This window comes from Collinsella aerofaciens, from assembly GCF_964243765.1.
GTDB classification, from domain to species: Bacteria; Actinomycetota; Coriobacteriia; order Coriobacteriales; family Coriobacteriaceae; genus Collinsella; species Collinsella aerofaciens_BU.
In genome coordinates this window covers 181,343-198,069 of sequence record NZ_CAXTGI010000003.1, presented here as the reverse complement: position 1 = coordinate 198,069, position 16,727 = coordinate 181,343, and the positions used below count along the sequence as shown (strand labels likewise).

General features: G+C 59.3%; 19 protein-coding genes. 15 read left to right on the top strand and 4 right to left on the bottom strand.

Annotation, left to right across the window (positions count from 1 at the left end; translation table 11 throughout):
• Positions 1–167 precede the first annotated feature (167 nt).
• The 11 genes from ftsZ to ACESSC_RS03645 all read left to right on the top strand — a co-directional run bounded on the left by ftsZ (position 168) and on the right by ACESSC_RS03645 (position 9,447).
• Positions 168–1,322, top strand: a complete 1,155-nt coding sequence (gene ftsZ, locus ACESSC_RS03695) for a cell division protein FtsZ (protein ID WP_055251674.1) — start codon at positions 168–170, stop codon at positions 1,320–1,322.
• 210 nt (positions 1,323–1,532) lie between these two features.
• Positions 1,533–2,333, top strand: a complete 801-nt coding sequence (locus ACESSC_RS03690; protein WP_373161266.1) for a purine nucleoside phosphorylase YfiH/LACC1 family protein — start codon at positions 1,533–1,535, stop codon at positions 2,331–2,333.
• Entirely contained in the window at positions 2,330–3,166 is an 837-nt protein-coding gene (locus ACESSC_RS03685; protein WP_117564651.1) for a phosphate ABC transporter substrate-binding protein, read from the top strand. Before ACESSC_RS03690 ends, ACESSC_RS03685 begins: the two co-directional genes overlap by 4 nt.
• Position 3,167: 1 nt before the next feature.
• A complete protein-coding gene (pstC, locus tag ACESSC_RS03680; protein WP_117564650.1) occupies positions 3,168–4,094 on the top strand; it encodes a phosphate ABC transporter permease subunit PstC in 927 nt (308 codons plus the stop codon).
• 3 nt (positions 4,095–4,097) lie between these two features.
• The gene (pstA, locus tag ACESSC_RS03675) at positions 4,098–5,003 is read left to right on the top strand and encodes a phosphate ABC transporter permease PstA (RefSeq protein WP_055251684.1); all 906 of its coding nucleotides are present in this window, start codon (positions 4,098–4,100) and stop codon (positions 5,001–5,003) included.
• A 12-nt stretch (positions 5,004–5,015) separates the two neighbouring features.
• Entirely contained in the window at positions 5,016–5,819 is an 804-nt protein-coding gene (gene pstB / locus ACESSC_RS03670) for a phosphate ABC transporter ATP-binding protein PstB (RefSeq protein WP_035137966.1), read from the top strand.
• Positions 5,820–5,911: 92 nt separating this feature from the next.
• Positions 5,912–6,769 carry a phosphate signaling complex PhoU family protein gene (locus ACESSC_RS03665; protein WP_118065205.1) on the top strand — a complete coding sequence of 286 codons (858 nt, stop codon included), beginning with the start codon at positions 5,912–5,914 and terminating at the stop codon, positions 6,767–6,769.
• A gap of 119 nt (positions 6,770–6,888) precedes the next feature.
• Positions 6,889–7,626: a YggS family pyridoxal phosphate-dependent enzyme gene (locus ACESSC_RS03660; RefSeq protein ID WP_089571590.1), complete on the top strand. Its 738-nt coding sequence runs from the start codon at positions 6,889–6,891 to the stop codon at positions 7,624–7,626.
• Positions 7,627–7,686: 60 nt separating this feature from the next.
• Entirely contained in the window at positions 7,687–8,409 is a 723-nt protein-coding gene (locus ACESSC_RS03655; RefSeq protein WP_055251691.1) for a cell division protein SepF, read from the top strand.
• A 15-nt stretch (positions 8,410–8,424) separates the two neighbouring features.
• A complete protein-coding gene (locus ACESSC_RS03650; protein WP_373161280.1) occupies positions 8,425–8,712 on the top strand; it encodes a YggT family protein in 288 nt (95 codons plus the stop codon).
• A 60-nt stretch (positions 8,713–8,772) separates the two neighbouring features.
• Positions 8,773–9,447, top strand: a complete 675-nt coding sequence (locus tag ACESSC_RS03645) for a DivIVA domain-containing protein (protein ID WP_006234242.1) — start codon at positions 8,773–8,775, stop codon at positions 9,445–9,447.
• Positions 9,448–9,612: 165 nt separating this feature from the next.
• Here the strand turns inward: ACESSC_RS03645 and ACESSC_RS03640 are convergent, their stop codons facing one another.
• From ACESSC_RS03640 to ACESSC_RS03630, 3 genes are all read right to left on the bottom strand, one after another.
• Complete coding sequence (locus ACESSC_RS03640; protein WP_089571592.1) at positions 9,613–10,143, bottom strand: nitroreductase family protein; 531 nt, start codon at positions 10,141–10,143, stop codon at positions 9,613–9,615.
• Between the two features lie 286 nt (positions 10,144–10,429).
• Positions 10,430–11,053 carry a DUF47 domain-containing protein gene (locus tag ACESSC_RS03635; RefSeq protein ID WP_055251695.1) on the bottom strand — a complete coding sequence of 208 codons (624 nt, stop codon included), beginning with the start codon at positions 11,051–11,053 and terminating at the stop codon, positions 10,430–10,432.
• Between the two features lie 67 nt (positions 11,054–11,120).
• Complete coding sequence (locus ACESSC_RS03630) at positions 11,121–12,170, bottom strand: inorganic phosphate transporter (RefSeq protein WP_055251696.1); 1,050 nt, start codon at positions 12,168–12,170, stop codon at positions 11,121–11,123.
• Positions 12,171–12,420: 250 nt separating this feature from the next.
• Between ACESSC_RS03630 and ACESSC_RS03625 the strand changes: the two genes are divergently transcribed.
• The 4 genes from ACESSC_RS03625 (at position 12,421) to ACESSC_RS03610 (ending at position 15,544) form a co-directional block, all read left to right on the top strand.
• Positions 12,421–12,759 carry a hypothetical protein gene (locus ACESSC_RS03625; protein WP_147327487.1) on the top strand — a complete coding sequence of 113 codons (339 nt, stop codon included), beginning with the start codon at positions 12,421–12,423 and terminating at the stop codon, positions 12,757–12,759.
• 80 nt (positions 12,760–12,839) lie between these two features.
• Entirely contained in the window at positions 12,840–13,535 is a 696-nt protein-coding gene (locus tag ACESSC_RS03620; protein ID WP_373161263.1) for a Bax inhibitor-1 family protein, read from the top strand.
• A 140-nt stretch (positions 13,536–13,675) separates the two neighbouring features.
• Positions 13,676–14,809, top strand: a complete 1,134-nt coding sequence (locus ACESSC_RS03615) for a TIGR02452 family protein (protein ID WP_373161262.1) — start codon at positions 13,676–13,678, stop codon at positions 14,807–14,809.
• 75 nt (positions 14,810–14,884) lie between these two features.
• Positions 14,885–15,544: an SGNH/GDSL hydrolase family protein gene (locus tag ACESSC_RS03610; protein ID WP_158548957.1), complete on the top strand. Its 660-nt coding sequence runs from the start codon at positions 14,885–14,887 to the stop codon at positions 15,542–15,544.
• 333 nt (positions 15,545–15,877) lie between these two features.
• Here ACESSC_RS03610 and thiD read toward each other — a convergent pair whose 3' ends face one another.
• Positions 15,878–16,708, bottom strand: coding sequence for a bifunctional hydroxymethylpyrimidine kinase/phosphomethylpyrimidine kinase (gene thiD / locus ACESSC_RS03605; protein WP_373161261.1), 831 nt, complete (start codon positions 16,706–16,708; stop codon positions 15,878–15,880).
• Positions 16,709–16,727 lie beyond the last annotated feature (19 nt).

Below are 16,727 nucleotides of genomic sequence, written 5' to 3'. Positions count from 1 at the left end.
ACGCCGTTTATCTGGTTTGTTTGGTTTTCACGGTCAATTATTTGACTGATACGTTCATAATGTGCAAACATAAAACGGTTTACCTTTGCATTTACTTTCAACCTGAAGGTTAATGTGCGCAGGGGTCGACCCATGCTATGGCTATAACCTTTGTTCGGAGGACCGACATGCACGAGACAGAGATCAACAACTACCTTGCCGTCATTAAGGTGGTCGGCGTCGGCGGCGGCGGTACCAACGCGGTCAATCGAATGATCGAAGAGGGCATCCGCGGCGTCGAGTTTGTTGCCATCAACACCGATGCTCAGGCACTCGCGATCTCTGATGCCGATATCAAGGTGCACATCGGCACCGACCTTACCCGCGGCTTGGGCGCCGGCGCCAACCCCGAGGTTGGCCGCAAGGCTGCCGATGAGTCCCGCGACGACATTGCCGAGGCGCTTGCTGGCGCCGACATGGTGTTTATCACCTGCGGTGAGGGCGGTGGCACCGGTACCGGCGCTGCTCCCATCGTTGCCGATATCGCGATGAACGAGGTCGGCGCACTGACCGTCGCCGTCGTGACCAAGCCCTTCACCTTCGAGGGCCGCAAGCGCAAGAAGAGCGCCGAGGAGGGCATCAAGACCCTCTCCGATTGCGTCGACACCATGATCGTCATCCCTAACGATAAGCTGCTCGACATCGCCGAGAAGAAGACCACCATGCTCGAGGCCTTCGCGATTGCCGATGGCGTCCTTTCCCAGGGCACCCAGGGCATCACCGACCTCATCACCGTCCCCGGTATCATCAACCTGGACTTCGCCGATGTTAAGACCATCATGAAGCAGGCCGGTACCGCCATGATGGGTATCGGTACCTCTTCTGGGGATACTCGTGCCGTCGACGCTGCCCAGCAGGCCATCTCCAGCCCGCTGCTCGAGAGCTCCATCGATGGTGCCACGCGCGTGCTGCTCTCCATCGCCGGTTCCAAGGACCTGGGCATCCAGGAGATCAGCGACGCCGCCGACGTTGTCGCCAACGCCGTCGACCCCGAGGCCAACATCATCTTCGGTACCGTTGTCGACGAGTCCCTGGGCGATCAGGTGCGTATCACCGTCATCGCTACGGGCTTCTCCGACTCCAACGTCAACCGTCAGGATGAACTCTTTGCTGCTCAGCAGTCTCAGAGCAAGGCCGCTGCCTCCGCTGAGCCGCAGCGCACCGCTCCGGCTGCCAGCCCGGCTCAGGCCGCTCCGACCCGCAACGTCGGTGGTACCGAGCTGCCCAACTTTGGCAACGACCAGTTCGAGCTTCCCGACTTCCTAAAGCGCGGTAGCTTCTAGTTCGTTTTTCTCAACGACCTGCACGGGGTGTGTCCATTTGGATGCGCCCCGTTTTGTTTCTCGTTTGTAAACGAAAGCCTCCAATCTCCTTACGTTCCCTTTACGTTTGGTCCCTACCGCTGCGGGTATCCTTTTAAGGAAGTATGACAGCCGTATAAACGCGGACTGCGCGGCGACGCCGCGGTACTTGTGTTATTAGGAGGCTTTAGTATGGCAGCACGTGCGGACAACGTTTCGCGTGTCGACCATGATGGAGTTACGTTGGTGGAGGGCGCGACATCCGATGTCCGCTTTGCCTTTACAGAGCGCACCGGTGGTGTTTCCGAAGATGCGTACTCCTCGCTCAACCTGGGCTCGCATGTAGGCGATGACCCCTTTGCAGTTCAAGAAAATCGTCGTCGAGCGCTCGAAGCTATGGACGCCACTGAGTGCGAGCATAATCTGCTCGTGCCCAATCAGGTACATGGTGACCATATCGTTACGGTGACTTCGAACGGCGCCGACGATCTTGAGGCTGTTCGCGAGCAGATTGCCGAGGGCTGCGATGCCATCGTCTGTACGGCGTATAACGTGCCCGTACTGCTCTGCTTTGCCGACTGCGTACCCGTGGTGCTGGTGGCCCCCGGCGGATTTGCCGTGGTGCACTCCGGTTGGAAGGGCACGATTGCACGTATTTCTGCCAAGGCGTGCCAGGCGCTTTGCGATGCTGCCGGCTGCGATGCGAGCGACGTTTCCGCCTATATCGGGCCCCATATCCTGGGTGACGAGTACGAGGTTTCCCAAGAGCTCATGGATCGCTTTGCCGCCGAGTTTTCGTGCATCGATGCGGGCGCTTCTCGCATGCTCGATCTATCTGCCGCCATTCGTGAGGCGTTGGTAGATATCGGTGTGGACGCGGATAATATCGTGGATACCCAGCTTTCGACTGTGCGTCATAACGACCGCTTTTATTCCTACCGTAACGAGGACGGCACCTGTGGGCGCCATGCCGCGATTGGCGTGATGCTATGAGAAAGATCGTATCGGTCCTGAGCGCCGCTGTGCTTACGCTTACGCTGTGCGCCTGTTCTTCGGGATCTTCTACCTCTTCCATTACTGTGGCCGGCTCCACGACCTGCCTTCCTATCGCCGAGATTGCGGCAGAGGGCTTTAAGGAGGAGACCGGCATCGACGTGCTCGTTTCCGGTTTGGGCTCTTCCGCTGGCATCGAAGCCGTCAGCGCTGGCACGGCCGATATCGCCAGCTCCTCCCGTGGACTCAATGCCGACGAACAGGATCTGGGCCTGACTCCCATCGTCATTGCCCACGACGGTATCGCGGTCATCGTGAACGACGATAACCCGGTCGATAACCTCTCGACCGAGCAGCTCCGCGATATCTATGCCGGCAAGATTACTAATTGGAAAGAGGTCGGTGGCGAGGACCTGAAGATTCAGGTCATCAACCGAGACGAGGCATCCGGCACGCGTGAAGCATTCCGCACCATCGTGATGGACGGCACCCCGTTCGATCGCCGCTCGGCCGTTCTTTCGGGCACGGGCCAGGTGCGCGACGTGGTATCTCGTTCGCACGGTGCCATTGGCTACATTTCGCTGGGCTTCGTCGATAGCCTCAACGCCAAGACCTCGGTCAAGGCCGTCTCGGTCAATCATGTTGAGGCGTCCGAGAAGACGGTCGCGAGCGGCGGCTATCCCATCTCACGCGACCTTTACTTCTTTGTGAAGGGTGCGCCTTCGCAGCAGGCGCAGGATTACATCGACTATGTGACGTCCGAAAAGATGGACAAGCAGATTCGCGAGGCGGGCTTTATCCCCGTCACCAACGACGAGAAGGGGAGTGAGTAGCATGGAAGCACAGGAAAACTCCCAGACTGAGCAGAATGGTCAGGCGCCCAAGAAGCGCGAGCTGGCGCTCGTATCGCGCAGCACCTATATCAAGGAGAAGGCGCTGCAGTGGATCTTCTTTGCCTGCGCGTTCTTGGCGGTTGTTACCGTCATCCTGATTTTTGTCTTTACCACGTACTCGGCGCTGCCCGTCTTTACCGACATCGGTCTGGCGGACTTCTTTAGCTTTACGTGGGCGCCCTCTGAGGGTCACTACGGCATCGTGTCGCTGCTTGCCGGCTCGGGTCTGGTGACCGTCGGCGCGCTCGCCATGGGTGTGCCCCTAGGCGTGGGCACGGCCGTGTATCTGGTCGAGATCGCCAGCAAGCGCGTGCGCAAGCTCATCAGCCCTGCCGTTGACCTGTTGGCCGGCATCCCTTCTATCATCTATGGCTTCTTTGGCATGATCATCATCCGCCCGTTTATCGCACAACTGACCGGCGGTCTTGGTTTTGGCGCGCTGACGGCGTGGTTCGTGCTCGCCATTATGATCGTGCCCACCATCACGACGCTTACCATCGATGCTCTCAATTCCATTCCCATGGGCATTCGCGAGGCATCGTATGCCATGGGCGCCACCAAGTGGCAGACTATCTATAAGGTCGTGTTACCTGCCGCCAAGCTGGGTATCGTGGATGCCATCGTGCTGGGTATGGGCCGTGCCATCGGCGAGACCATGGCCGTGCTCATGGTCGTGGGTAACGCCCCGGTTATTCCCGACAGCATTGCGAGCCCCATCTCGACGCTCACGAGCCAGATTGCGCTCGACATGAGCTATTCCTCGGGTCTGCATCGCTCGGCGCTGTTCGGCATGGGCGTGGTCCTGTTTATCATTTCCGCCACGCTGGTGGGCATCGTCCGCCTGGTTTCCAAGAAGAAGAGGGGGTAGGCTATGTCCGATTCCGTTGACACGACGGTCGATACGACCTCGTCGCGCGAGCGCATCAAGCGTGCCCTTTCCCACGGCAAGAAGGGCCGCATCAACAAGGACCTGTCCAACAAGATCATGCTTGGCGTGTTCCGTGCCGCGGCATACATCACCACGCTGGTGCTGGTCGCTATCATCGCCTACGTGGTCATCAACGGCCTGCCACACATCTCGCTCGACTTTATCTTCGGTTGGCCCCAGGGCGTCAACGCCGAGGGCGGTATTTGGCCTACGATCGTCTCGACCGTCTATGTGACGGCGCTCGCCATGCTTATCTGCACGCCGATCGCTGTGCTGGCAGCCGTCTATCTGGCCGAGTACGCCAAGCAGGGCAAGATCGTCGAGCTCATTCGCTACGCTGCTGACGCTTTGGCCTCGGTGCCCTCCATCGTTATGGGCCTGTTTGGCTACGCCTTGTTTGTCGAGGCCATGGGCCTGGGCCTTTCGATGGTCTCGGCCGCTCTGGCGCTCGCGCTCTTGATGCTTCCCATCGTCATGCGCACCACCGAAGAGGCCATTCGCGCCGTCCCGCGCTATATCCGTTGGGGCGCGTACGGCCTGGGCGCCACCAAGTGGCAGGTTGTCTCCAAGATCGTGCTTCCTTCTGCCTTTGGCCGTATTGCCACGGGCATTGTCCTTGCCATCGGCCGTGCCATTGGCGAGACCGCCGTGGTGCTCTACACCATGGGCCAGGCCATCAATCTACCTATCTCGCCGCTCGATTCCGGCCGCCCCATGACCGTTCACCTGTACCTGCTTGCCAACGACGGCATCAACATGAACGCAGCCTACGGCACCGCGCTCTTGCTGATGGTGATCATTCTGGCCTTCAACCTGTTTGCGCGCTTCCTGTCGCGCAAGCGTCGCTAGTTAAGGAGTCCCATGTCCGTTTATCAGTCCGCTCCCACGCCGGAGCAAGCGGCCATTACGGCCAAGGATTTCAACTTTTGGTACGGTGACTTTCATGCGCTGACGGGGCTCGACCTCAACATCGCTAAAAACGCTATCACCTCCTTCATTGGCCCTTCGGGCTGCGGTAAGTCGACGTTTTTGCGCTGCATCAACCGCATGAATGACCTGATCGAGGGCACGCGCGTCGAGGGCACCATGACGCTCGACGGCAACGATATCTATGCCGAGGGCGTCGACCCGGTCGACCTCCGTCGCCGCGTGGGCATGATTTTTCAGCAGCCCAACCCGTTTCCCAAATCCATCTACGAGAATGTCGCCTTTGGCCCTCGTCTGCAGGGCGTGACTAGCAAAAGCGACCTCGATGACATCGTGGAAGAATCGCTCAAGCGCGCCAACCTCTGGAAAGAGGTATCCAATCAGCTCAACAAGGATGGTTTGGCGCTCTCGGGCGGTCAGCAGCAGCGTCTGTGCATCGCGCGCGTGCTTGCGGTGCAACCCGATGTCCTCCTGATGGACGAGCCCTGCTCCGCCATCGACCCCACGTCCGTCTCTAAGGTCGAGGATCTGATGGCTGAGCTGGCGCCCGAGATGACGATCATCATCGTCACGCATTCAATGCAGCAGGCAGCTCGTATCAGCGACTACACCGCATTCTTCTTGCAGGAAGTTGCCGGCGAGCCCGCCACGCTCATCGAGTATGGTCAAACCGACGCGATCTTCACCAGCCCGGTGGACTCGCGGACGGAAGACTATATCACCGGCCGCTTTGGCTGATCGGTGCGACTAGTCCCAAGCCGATCGGACCTGGTCCGGTGCGTATTCACTGTGCGGGCGGCATGACCGCACCCAACTGATTGGAGTGAACCATGCGTAAACTGTTTTCCCGTCAGCTCATCGAGGCCCGCCACGAGATGCTGAGCATCTACGAGGCCGTCGATCTGGCCCTCCACGATGCCGTTAAGGCCTATGTGACCGACGACCGCAAGCTCGCCACCAAGACCAAGAAGCGCACGCTTTCGATTGACGCGCGCTGCGCCAACTTGGAGGCCGTGTGCTACAACCTGATCGCTACGCAGTCGCCGGTCGCCTCCGACTTCCGCTTGCTGCAGACGATTATCTACGTCGACTTTAACCTGCAGCGCATGACCGATAAGGTTCGCCAGATCTGCCGCGCCACGCGTCATATGATCAAGGCCGACATCTCGCTGCCCAAGGAGCTTGTCGGCACGGTCGAGGCCGAGGCTGAGGCTGTCTACCAGGTGCTGGGCTCTTCGCTTTCTGCGCTCGTCACCAATGACATGTCCATCATCTGCAACTTGGCCGTCGAGGACGAGCCGGTGCACGCCGCCTACGAGAAGTTCTTCCGCACCTTTAACCGTATGGATACGGGCGACTTTATGGACGACGACAGCAACTATGACGACCTGCGCCGCGCTATCATGGTTTCGCGCTACCTCGATCGCATCGCTTCGATTTCCATCGATGCCGCTTGCCGTCTGACCTTCCTGTTGACTGGTCAGCGTATGAACGCCGGCGATATCGCCCGTGTGGACGAGGATGAGCTCGAGAGCATGCGCGTGCCTTCGGGCGAGGGTGTTATCATGAGGCCCGCCGTCGACGCTCGCTACGTTGCCAAGGTGCCCGCTAACGAGGTCAGCGAGGGTCTTCGCTACCTGCTCGATCATCTTGAGGACGAGGACGATGGCGAGGACGACGAGGAGTAAGTGACCCCGTTCGTCGAAAGATTGTAAATACCTAAGTGAGCGCGGCCTTGCACATGCGGGGCCGCGCTCTTGCGTTAGCATGGGACTACTTGTTTGGCTGTCAGCGGAGGCGATTGGCAATGGATAACTATTTGGACTTGATGCGCGCTCGCCGCGAGCAGATTCTGGAACGTTTTTATGCGGCGCTCGATCGCGCGGGCCGCCCCCACGACGCCGCGCGCCTCATTGCCGTGTCCAAGACCGTTGGTGTCGATGAGACCGTTGCCGCCATCCAGGCGGGGTATCGCCATTTTGCCGAGAACCGCCCGCAGGAGCTGGTTCGCAAGCTCACGGGTCTGGCGGAGCATCCGGAGCTGCCCGAGGTGCGCTTCGATATGATCGGCAACCTGCAGACCAATAAGATCAATGCGGTGCTGGGCTCAGCCGAGCTGATTCACTCGGTGGGTTCGCTGCATCTGGCACAGGCGATCTCGAGCCGTGCTGTCCGCAAGATTGAGGCAGGCGAGCTCGCCGGCCCCCAGCGTGTGCTCATCGAGGTCAATGTGAGTGGTGAGGAGTCGAAGGGAGGCTTTTCGCCCGATGAGATTCGCGCCGCCGCGGGTGAGCTTGCGGAACTTGAGGGAATTTGCGTACAGGGGCTTATGACTATGGCGCCCCGGGGGAATAAGGATGTGGCACGCCGCACCTTTGCGGGGCTTCGTGAGCTGAGGGATGAGCTGGAGGCGGCGCATCCCGATTTGAACCTGCCTGAGCTTTCCTGCGGCATGAGCGAGGACTTTGAGCCTGCCCTTGAGGAGGGCTCTACGCTCGTTCGCCTGGGCAGGGTAGTATTTAGCCCGGAGTTTGCAGTAAAATAAGGCTCTGAAGTGCGCACTGATTATCGGGGCGCCTGCACTAAACCGCGAGAGGACACAACCATGGGCTTCCTTGACGAGATTAAAAATAAGATGCACCTGGGCGGCCAGCAGGGTTACGACCAGGGTTATGGCCAGGACGACGACTACGGCTACGATGACGGCTATGACGATAGTTATCAGGGCAACGGCTACAGCGGTGCTTCGGGCGAGGGCTTCTACACCCAAGACGAGCCGAGCAACGGCCTGCTTGGCCAGACGCGCCGCGGTGAAGCTGAGTCGGTTGCCGTGTATACGCGCTCCGGTCAGCTGGTCGGCGATGACTCCCGTCATGCCACGACGTATAACCCGCCTTCGCGCTCGCAGGACAGCGTTGCGAGCGGTTATCGTCCTGGTGCCTATGACACGCCGTCGAGCTACGCCGAGAACACCCGCGCCCGTGCCGCCGCTGCGCCCGCGCCTGCACCGAGCGATGCCTCGGCCTATGCGAGCAATATCATCAACGCCACGCCGCAGCTGCCGGCCTATGTCCTGCGCCCCGAGAGCTATGACGACGTGGAGACCGTAGTGCGCCGCGTTCGCACCAAGCAGCCTGTCGCACTGATTTTTGTGGGCGTACGCACCGAAGTTGCCAAGCGCGTCTTGGACTTCTCTTACGGCTTTGCCTGCGGTCTGGGCGCCACGGTCAAGGAGGTAGGCGACCGCGTGTTCATGGTGCTGCCCGCCGGTTGCGAGGTCAAAGATTCCGATCTCAAGAAGCTTCGTGCCGACGGCTACCTTAAGTAAAGACAAGACGAGGAGATTCCCATCAACATCTACACTATCGTCCAGCTGGTCAACACGCTGTTCAACTTCTATTCCACGCTCATTGTCGTCTACTGCTTTATGACGTGGATTCCCATGAAGCAGGGCGGTTTGCTTCAGGATATTGCTGCGGTGCTCGATAGCGTGTGCGGTCCGTGGCTCGGCCTGTTCCGTCGTTTCATCCCGCCGATGGGCAGTGTCGATTTTTCGCCGGTCGTTGCGATTATTGCGTTGCAGTTGGTGCAGAGGCTGGTTCTGCAGCTTCTTATAGGTATACTCGTATAGAACTGACTTAGTAACTTACGTCGGGCGTGTACGCCGAGGCGATGAAAAAGGAGACTTGTTATGGCTATTACCCCTGCAGACATCCAGGCTCAGACTTTCTCTGAGGCCAAGCGTGGCTACGATCCTGCCGAGGTCGACGTCTTCTTGGAGACGCTGTCCTCCGAGGTTGACGCTATGCTCGCTAAGATTGTCGACCTTAAGGGTCGCCTGACTGCTACCGAGCAGCAGCTTGCCGACGCACAGGCTCAGCTTGCCCAGGCTCAGGATGCCACCGCCCAGGCCGTTCCTGCCGCCCCCGTGGCTGCTCCCGCCCCTGACTTCTCCGCTCAGGAGCGCCAGATTTCCGCCGCCCTGATCGCTGCCCAGCAGACCGCTGAGACCATCGTCAACGATGCCAACGAGAACGCTGAGCGTATCCGCAACGAGGCTGACGCCAAGGCCCGCGAGGTTATCCGCCAGGCTCTGACCGAGAAGCAGGCCGAGCTCGAGGAAATCGACCGTCTGAAGGCTTCCCGCGAGGAGTTCAAGGCCGAGTACCTCAAGCTCATCCAGCACTTTATGGACGATGCCCAGAACTCCTTCCCGGCCGACCTCATGGCCTCCACGCCGGTCGGTTCCGCCGCTTCTCCTGCGGTGACTGTTCCCGCCGAGCCGCTGCCCGTCGCTGACCCGGTTGTCCCCGTGGCCGATCCTTTCGCCCCGATCGACAACTTTGCCGCCGACGACCTGGACTAGCATCAGAGCTACAATCTAGTGTCCTTAAGAGGAGCTCGCACCTGCGGGCTCCTTTTTTGTGGCTGTATACGGGTTGGGAAACAAAACGCCGAGCTCTGCATGCGATAGGACAGAACTCGGCGAAGGGCGCGTGGTAAAAGGTAGATTCTAAGGTATGTCTAAAAACTACTTGAGGAGGAAGTTGGAGAGGGGAATGGTGCGGGCCTCGCGATGCTCGGGATCGGCGATGTGGTCGGCGGGATAGCCACAGACGAGCATGTGATAGGGATAGACGCCCTTGGGCAGGTTGAACTGCTCCTGTGCCACCTCAGGCTTAAAATGGCATACCCAGCACGTTCCCAGGCCCTGCTCGGTGGCCTCCATCATCATCTGGTCGCACACGATGGACGTATCGATTTCACTGGAATTCATCTGGTCATACGGGCGCACCCAAGCATCATCGGTAACGCTGCAAATAAGGAAGACAAGCGGAGCCCCAAAGATGGACCCATCACGAGCAAACCGAGGCTGACAAGCAGCAGCCTTCTCCAGAAGCTCAGGCGTATCCAGCACCATCACACGGGCTGGATGATTATTACAAGCAGAAGGAGCAATCCGCCCCGCCTCAACAATGGCATCCACTACCGACTGCTCAACAGGACGGTCCTCAAAAGAACGACAAGAATACCGACCACGAGCCAGATCCAAATAAGACATACAAGCCCTCCTAAAATTAAAAATCAAACAAACCAAAAGTAACCCAAAGAGTACCCAAAGCAGCAATCAGCCAAACGCTCATCAAGGGCCAAAGTGTCCGAACGGATACCAAAGGTCCCTTCAGCCAAACCCCCGTCGCGCTAAATCTATCAGCCAAAGTTCCCAATGGTGGTGCATAAGGGAGCGGGCCCGGCCACTAATAACCTTTTGAACGACTCTGCTTGCAGCCGGAGTGAAAAAGGTTATTAGTGGCCGGGCCCGCGACCGGTGGGACATGTACCCCCAATTAACTGTTCTTCATGACAATCGAATCCACGACATCGGCCACATTCTCGCAGCAGTCGGCGCAGTACTCCAGGAAGGCGTACACGTCACGCCAAGCGATGACCTCGAGCGGGTCCTTGCCGTTAACGTGCAGGTTACGCATGGCGTTGATATAGAGCTCGTCGGCCTCGGACTCGATGGTGTTGATCTGGATGACGAGCTCGCGCAGCGTTTTGGACTTGCGGTAGTTAGGCAGCTCGACCATCAGGTCTTTCATGGCGCGGCAGGCGTCGGTCACCTTGTGGGCGATCACGATGGCATCGGGATGGATGCTCTGGATGTTGGTGAAGTAGACGCGCTGCACGACGCCCTCGATACGGTCGAGCACGGTGTCGAGCGAGCAGCTCATCAGGTCCAGGTCCTCGCGCTCAAGCGGGGTGATAAAGGCGGTGAGCAAGGCGTCTTCGAGCTCGTGGTGCTTCTTGTCGGCCGCATGCTCGATCGCGTGCATCTTGTCGAGCATATCGTGAATCTTTGCAGGATCGAAGTTCTCGAAAATCTTGGTGAGCAGCTCGGCGGCCTGGACGGCAAGGTCGGCGCAGGCGACGTAGTTGTCAAAGTAGAACGAATCGGGTTTCTTTGCCATGAGTGGGTCCTTTCGAGGCGAAGACGGGTGGGCGAGGTGTTACGGTCCGGATGGACGTTCGGTTTGACTAGATGAACATCATGAACAGCTTGGCCATGACAAAGCTGATGAGTCCGCAGGCGGGGAAGGTGAAGAACCAGGTGAACATCATGTCCTTGACGACGCCGAAGTTGATGGCCGAGAGGCGTTTGACGGCACCGACGCCCATGATGGCGCAGGTCTTGATGTGCGTGGAGGACACGGGGATGCCGGTAAGGGTGGCAAGCAGCAGGTTCGCGGCGCCCGCCAGGTCGGCGGAGAAGCCCTGGTACTTTTCGAGCTTGACCATGCTCTGGCCAACGGACTTGATGATGCGCTCGCCGCCCACGCTGGTGCCGATGCCCATGGTGGCCGAGCATAGCAGCATAATCCAGATGGGGATGCCGGCATCGCCGACGCTCGTCTGGCCGCTGGCAAAGGCCACGCCTAAAAAGAGCACGCCGATGAACTTCTGTCCATCCTGCGCGCCGTGCATAAAGCTCATGGCCGCAGCGCTCGCGATCTGAGCGTATTTAAAGAAGACATTGGCACGTCGCCTGTTGGCGGCGGCGAAAAGAATCGAGACGAGCTTGCACAGGACCCAGCCCATGACAAAGCCCAGACCGATGGAGAGCGCCAGGCCGTAGATGACCTTCATCCACTCGTGGACGTTGACGCTACTCGCACCGCCGAGGGCGATGGCGGCACCGGTCAGGCCGGCGATAAGGCTGTGGCTTTGCGAGGTGGGGATGCCAAAACGCGACGCTGTGGCGCCGTAGACGACGATGGAGAACAGCGCCGCGCACAGACAGGCGAGCGCCATGGTGCTGTTTCCGCCAAAGTCGACAATATGGGAGATGGTGTTGGCGACGCTCGCGTTAAAGTGCGTCATGATGAGCACGCCAAGGAAGTTGAATGCGGCACTCATGAGAATAGCGGCGCGGGCGGGCATGCAACGCGTAGTGACGCAGGTCGCGATGGCGTTGGGTGCGTCGGTCCATCCATTGACGAAGATGGCGCCGAGCGCGAGGATCACGGTGACGGCAAGGACTGGGTTCGACACAAGTTGGCCGAGGAAGGTTGAGAACGTTACGTCCATATATGGGCTTTCTCGAAGTTTGCAGGCACGTTACAGAAACATGATAAATCGTATCACCTCCTGCGGGTTTCTTTACCGAGTTCTGATGGGAGCAGTGAATTTTTTGGCACTAAAAATGAATATTAGCCCTGTTGACCGTGGGTGTTCTTTTTGCTAACACACCATGAGGACACGTGCGCGCGCCCCAACACCCCAAAACCACAGCCTGTTCGCTTTACAACATGCAAACATGCGTTCGATAATAGGAGGCATGGAATATCGACAGACAGATGGCAAAACTCGGCGCGTGCACAAGCAGTATGTGGACGTCGTGGCTCGCATCCTCGCGGGCGGACAGGTCGTGCCGGTCACCGTCTGCTGGGTCGACGGTCGTTGCTTTACGATTGACGAGATTGTCTCGACCACTGGGTTTGGCCTGACGGTTCACGGCATTCGTACGGCAACCTATAAGGTGCGTTTTGGCGGGCACGCGACCGAGTTGTATCTGGAGGACCAGACGCGCGAGCGGGCGGATGGCTCGCAGGCACACGTGATGCGTTGGTGGGTGTGGGCGTTCGACCGAACACTCGAGAGCGAGCGCCGCAGGTAAGAACGCGTGGCGTTCGGGTACAATGGCAGGAAACTTGTCAGCTACGGCGCCGTCGCGGTGCTTTTTGAAAGGACGAAATTATGAACGATATCCAGGGCTATCAGAATGGCCCCATCGAGACCGGCGCAAGCCGTGCCAAGGAGATGTCGCCGCGCGCGTACAACCTTGTCATGTCTGCTCTGATCTTTTTGGGCTTTTGCGCCATGGGCGCCGGTGTTTACTTTACGAGCACCATGTCGTTTGCGCGCATGATGATGAGCGGCGCCGCCCTACCGCTGGTCTTTGGCTCGTTTATTTTAACCATCGTCGGCATGGTCATGATGTCGGCTGCTGCGGGCAAGCAGTCCGTGGGCCTGTCCCTTGTGGGCTACGTAATCTTTGCGAGTACCTTTGGCCTGACCGCGTCGTTTGGCCTTGCCAACTACGACCTGCCTACCATCAACACTGCCTTTATCGCCACGGCCGCCATCACCTTTGTCTTTGGCGCCTTGGGCGTGACGTTCCCCAAGTTTTTCCAGCGCGTATATGGCATCGGCTTTGGCATTCTGCTCGCCACTATTCTGGTTGAGATCGTGCTGATGTTCATGGGCGTTTCGCAGTCCATCACCGACCTGATCGTGATCGTGGTGTTTGCCGGCTTCATCGGCTACGACACCTATGTGGCAACGACGGTGCCGCCCACGCTGCCCAACGCCGTGCTCATGGCATCCAGCCTGTTCGTGGACATCATCAACGTGTTCCTGCGCATCCTGAACATCCTCGGTCGTCGCGACTAGCGCGGGGGATTGCAGCGTTTCTTGTCGGACGCGGTAAAACGATGTGAAAGGCGGTCCTTCGGGGCCGTCTTTTTTGTACGCGGCGGGGTATCATGGATGGGAAAAGCCGATAGCGGCAGCGACAGGAAAGGTGGCCACGTATGGCAGACGTCGACAACAGGAACCGTAACCGCAGGTCCAACCGAGCGGGTCAGCCCAATCCCAAGCGCGAGGCCCGTGCCAAGGCCGCCGAGCGTCACGTGGCAACTGTGTCCGAAGCGTGCGCCAAGGATATCGAGCGTTCGCTCGCCGGTGTTCGCGAGTTTGACGGTATGCCTGCCGGCTTTGTCGCGGCGATGAAGGCCAAGGTTCAGAGTGCTGTGGCCGCCGAAGAGCAGGTCGCCGAGGACGTCGAGAACGCGGAGACTACCGAGGTCGAGGCGGCGCCCGAGACCAAGGCGGCGCCCGAGCCCGTCGAGGAGCCTGCCGAGGAAATCGCCGAAGCTGAGTCCGCGCCTGCTGAGGAGCCCGCTCCGGTCCTGCCCGAGGTCACTGTGCTTGATGCCTCCGCCACGCAGGCAATCCTCGATAACGGTCGCGGCTATGCGCAGTTCTGCGACATGGCCGTGCTCGCCTTTGCCTCGTTTACCAATCCGGGCGGTGGATATATTCAGGGTTATCTGGGCCAGGAGGCCACGCTGTGCGCCGATTCGTATCTGTACAACGTTCTCGATAGGCAGCGTAAGTGGTACGGCGAGAACCGTCGCCGCAACATCAACTGCGAGCTCTATCGTAACCGCGCCCTGGTGGTGCCTGCGGTGCGCTTCGACCGCAACCACGTGCATGCATACGCCGACGTGATCGTGGCCGCCGCGCCCAACGTTAGGCGCGCCCGCCAGGAGTATCGCGTGAGCGACGATGCTCTGCTGGATGCCCTGCGCGACCGCATTCGCTTTGTGCTCGCCATCTGCGATGAGCTTGGTCGCGAGAAGCTCGTGCTGGGTGCTTGGGGCTGCGACAACAACGGCTTTGATGCCGAGGCCGTGGCCGAGCTCTTCCGCAAGGAGCTCGCGTCGGGCGACTTCAAGGTCAAGCAGGTCTTCTTTGCCGTGCCCTCTACGCGCTGGGACGAGGACTTCGCCAAGTTCGAGCACGTGCTGGCAAACTTCCCCGAGCGCAACGAGGAGTCCTATGCTCAGGTTGCCGCCCGCACCGCAGCCGCCCGTGCCGCCGAGCAGGCTCAGGCCGCTGCCGAGGATGACGAGGATGACGACGACTGGCGCAAGTACCTGTAAACGGTGCGCGTGATGCGATATACCGAGCCGACGGGGGCTGCTCCCGTCGGCTTTTTATTGAGTGGGGAGCTTACGATGAAAAACGTTCTATGCTTTGGTGACAGCAACACCTATGGTTACGATCCGGCGGGCATGCGCGACGGTACCGCGGTGCGCTATGCGCAGGATGTGCGCTGGTGTGGCGTGGTCCAACGTGACTTAGGCGAGGGCTGGCATGTAATTGAAGAAGGCCTCAACGGCCGCACGACGGTACGCGACGACATGTGCCATCTGGACACTAACCTCAACGGTATTCGCGCGCTTCCGATGCTGCTCGAGGCCCATAAGCCGCTGGACGCCATTGTGATCATGCTGGGCACCAACGACTGTAAGACGGTCTTTAACGTGACAGCTTCCGATATCGCCCGTGGCGCCATGGCGCTGATTCGCGCCGTCCGCGCGTTTCCGTGGACCGACGCTGCGCCTTGCCCGCGCATCCTGCTGATGGCTCCTATCAAGATCAAGCCGCAGATCGCCGATGTGTATATGACCGACTTTGACGAGCATTCCGTTGAGGCATCTGAGCATTTTGGCGAGTACTATGCGCACGTGGCCGAGCAGTTTGGCTGCGACTTTTTGAATGCCGCCGAGTTTGCCGAGCCGGGCGATATCGACTATCTGCATATGATGCCCGAAAGCCACGAGAGCCTGGGTCACGCCGTGGCAGCCAAGCTCAAAGAGATGCTCGGTGAGTAGCACGGCCCCAAGCCACCACAAAAGTTTCCTTTGCGGTGGCTTGTTTCGTTTGTTTGTCTTGACCTGTAACAGTTCTAAGGCCGAAGACGGGCTAGATGTTACAGATTGAGATTATTTAGGTCGATATCGGTCGTTTGTCTCGATCTGTAACATCTAGGGTCGATTTTGCCGAGTTGCTGTTACAGATCGAGATTATCTTCTCAGCGGAATTTGAATGTCTCGATCTGTAACAGGTGAGCCGAAAAATGGGCTCTAACTGTTACAGATCGAGATGTTTGTGGGAACCACCGCAAAGGTGCCTGTCCCCTTTGCGGTGGTTTTGGGCTGCGAATCTTAATACTGCCACATGTGGTTGACGGGGCCGGAGCCTTTGCCCATGTCCAGGCCGGCGGCGATAGCGCCGGTTAGGTAGGCCTTGCCGGCGTTGACGGCGTCGGCAAGATCCATGCCCTGTGCCAGCGCGCAGGCGATGGCGGACGAGAGCGTGCAGCCGGTGCCATGCGTGTTGCCGGTCTCGATGCGCTTGTGGCGGAACCACGTGGTGAGCGGATCGCCCAGGTGGTTGCCCTCGTCATCGAGTGGCGCGGGTTCGGCCAATACATCGTTGGCCTCGTTGACAAGATGCCCACCCTTAACGAGGGATGCGCAACCAAAGCGGCGGGTGAGGAGCATGGCAGCATTTTGCTGTGTGCGCTCGGAGTCGACCTCGTAGTCAAGCAGGGCCATGGCCTCGGGAATATTGGGCGTGATGACGGTTGCTAGTGGGAACAGGCGGCGGGTGAGCGCCTCGGCGGCATCTTCGGTAATCAGCCGTGCGCCCGAGGTGGCTACCATGACGGGGTCGACGACCACGTTTGTCGCGTTCCAGGCGCTCAGGCGGTCGGCGATAACCTCGATAATCTCGACAGAGGAGACCATGCCGATCTTGACGGCGCTCGGGCGAATATCGTCAAAGACGGCATCAATTTGCGCAGCGACGATATCAGGGGAGATATTCTGCACGGCGGTAACGCCCAGTGTGTTTTGCGCCGTGATGGCAGTGATTGCCGTCTCGGCATACAGGCGGTGCGCCGTGATGGTCTTGATGTCTGCCTGAATGCCGGCGCCGCCGCTGGAATCGGATCCTGCGATGGATAGAACGGCTGGTACCTTACTGCGATCCATGTTCGCTCCCTTGTCCGGT

Coding starts and splice junctions, on each gene's coding strand:
- ACESSC_RS03640 (WP_089571592.1), bottom strand. CDS start 10,143: ATGTCTTATTTGGATCTGGCTCGTGGTCGGTATTCTTGTCGTTCTTTT.
- ACESSC_RS03645 (WP_006234242.1), top strand. CDS start 8,773: ATGGCTATTACCCCTGCAGACATCCAGGCTCAGACTTTCTCTGAGGCC.
- pstB (WP_035137966.1), top strand. CDS start 5,016: ATGTCCGTTTATCAGTCCGCTCCCACGCCGGAGCAAGCGGCCATTACG.
- ACESSC_RS03660 (WP_089571590.1), top strand. CDS start 6,889: ATGGATAACTATTTGGACTTGATGCGCGCTCGCCGCGAGCAGATTCTG.
- ACESSC_RS03620 (WP_373161263.1), top strand. CDS start 12,840: ATGAACGATATCCAGGGCTATCAGAATGGCCCCATCGAGACCGGCGCA.
- ACESSC_RS03685 (WP_117564651.1), top strand. CDS start 2,330: ATGAGAAAGATCGTATCGGTCCTGAGCGCCGCTGTGCTTACGCTTACG.
- ACESSC_RS03630 (WP_055251696.1), bottom strand. CDS start 12,170: ATGGACGTAACGTTCTCAACCTTCCTCGGCCAACTTGTGTCGAACCCA.
- ACESSC_RS03690 (WP_373161266.1), top strand. CDS start 1,533: ATGGCAGCACGTGCGGACAACGTTTCGCGTGTCGACCATGATGGAGTT.
- ACESSC_RS03615 (WP_373161262.1), top strand. CDS start 13,676: ATGGCAGACGTCGACAACAGGAACCGTAACCGCAGGTCCAACCGAGCG.
- ftsZ (WP_055251674.1), top strand. CDS start 168: ATGCACGAGACAGAGATCAACAACTACCTTGCCGTCATTAAGGTGGTC.
- pstC (WP_117564650.1), top strand. CDS start 3,168: ATGGAAGCACAGGAAAACTCCCAGACTGAGCAGAATGGTCAGGCGCCC.
- thiD (WP_373161261.1), bottom strand. CDS start 16,708: ATGGATCGCAGTAAGGTACCAGCCGTTCTATCCATCGCAGGATCCGAT.
- ACESSC_RS03635 (WP_055251695.1), bottom strand. CDS start 11,053: ATGGCAAAGAAACCCGATTCGTTCTACTTTGACAACTACGTCGCCTGC.
- ACESSC_RS03655 (WP_055251691.1), top strand. CDS start 7,687: ATGGGCTTCCTTGACGAGATTAAAAATAAGATGCACCTGGGCGGCCAG.
- pstA (WP_055251684.1), top strand. CDS start 4,098: ATGTCCGATTCCGTTGACACGACGGTCGATACGACCTCGTCGCGCGAG.
- ACESSC_RS03665 (WP_118065205.1), top strand. CDS start 5,912: ATGCGTAAACTGTTTTCCCGTCAGCTCATCGAGGCCCGCCACGAGATG.
- ACESSC_RS03625 (WP_147327487.1), top strand. CDS start 12,421: ATGGAATATCGACAGACAGATGGCAAAACTCGGCGCGTGCACAAGCAG.
- ACESSC_RS03610 (WP_158548957.1), top strand. CDS start 14,885: ATGAAAAACGTTCTATGCTTTGGTGACAGCAACACCTATGGTTACGAT.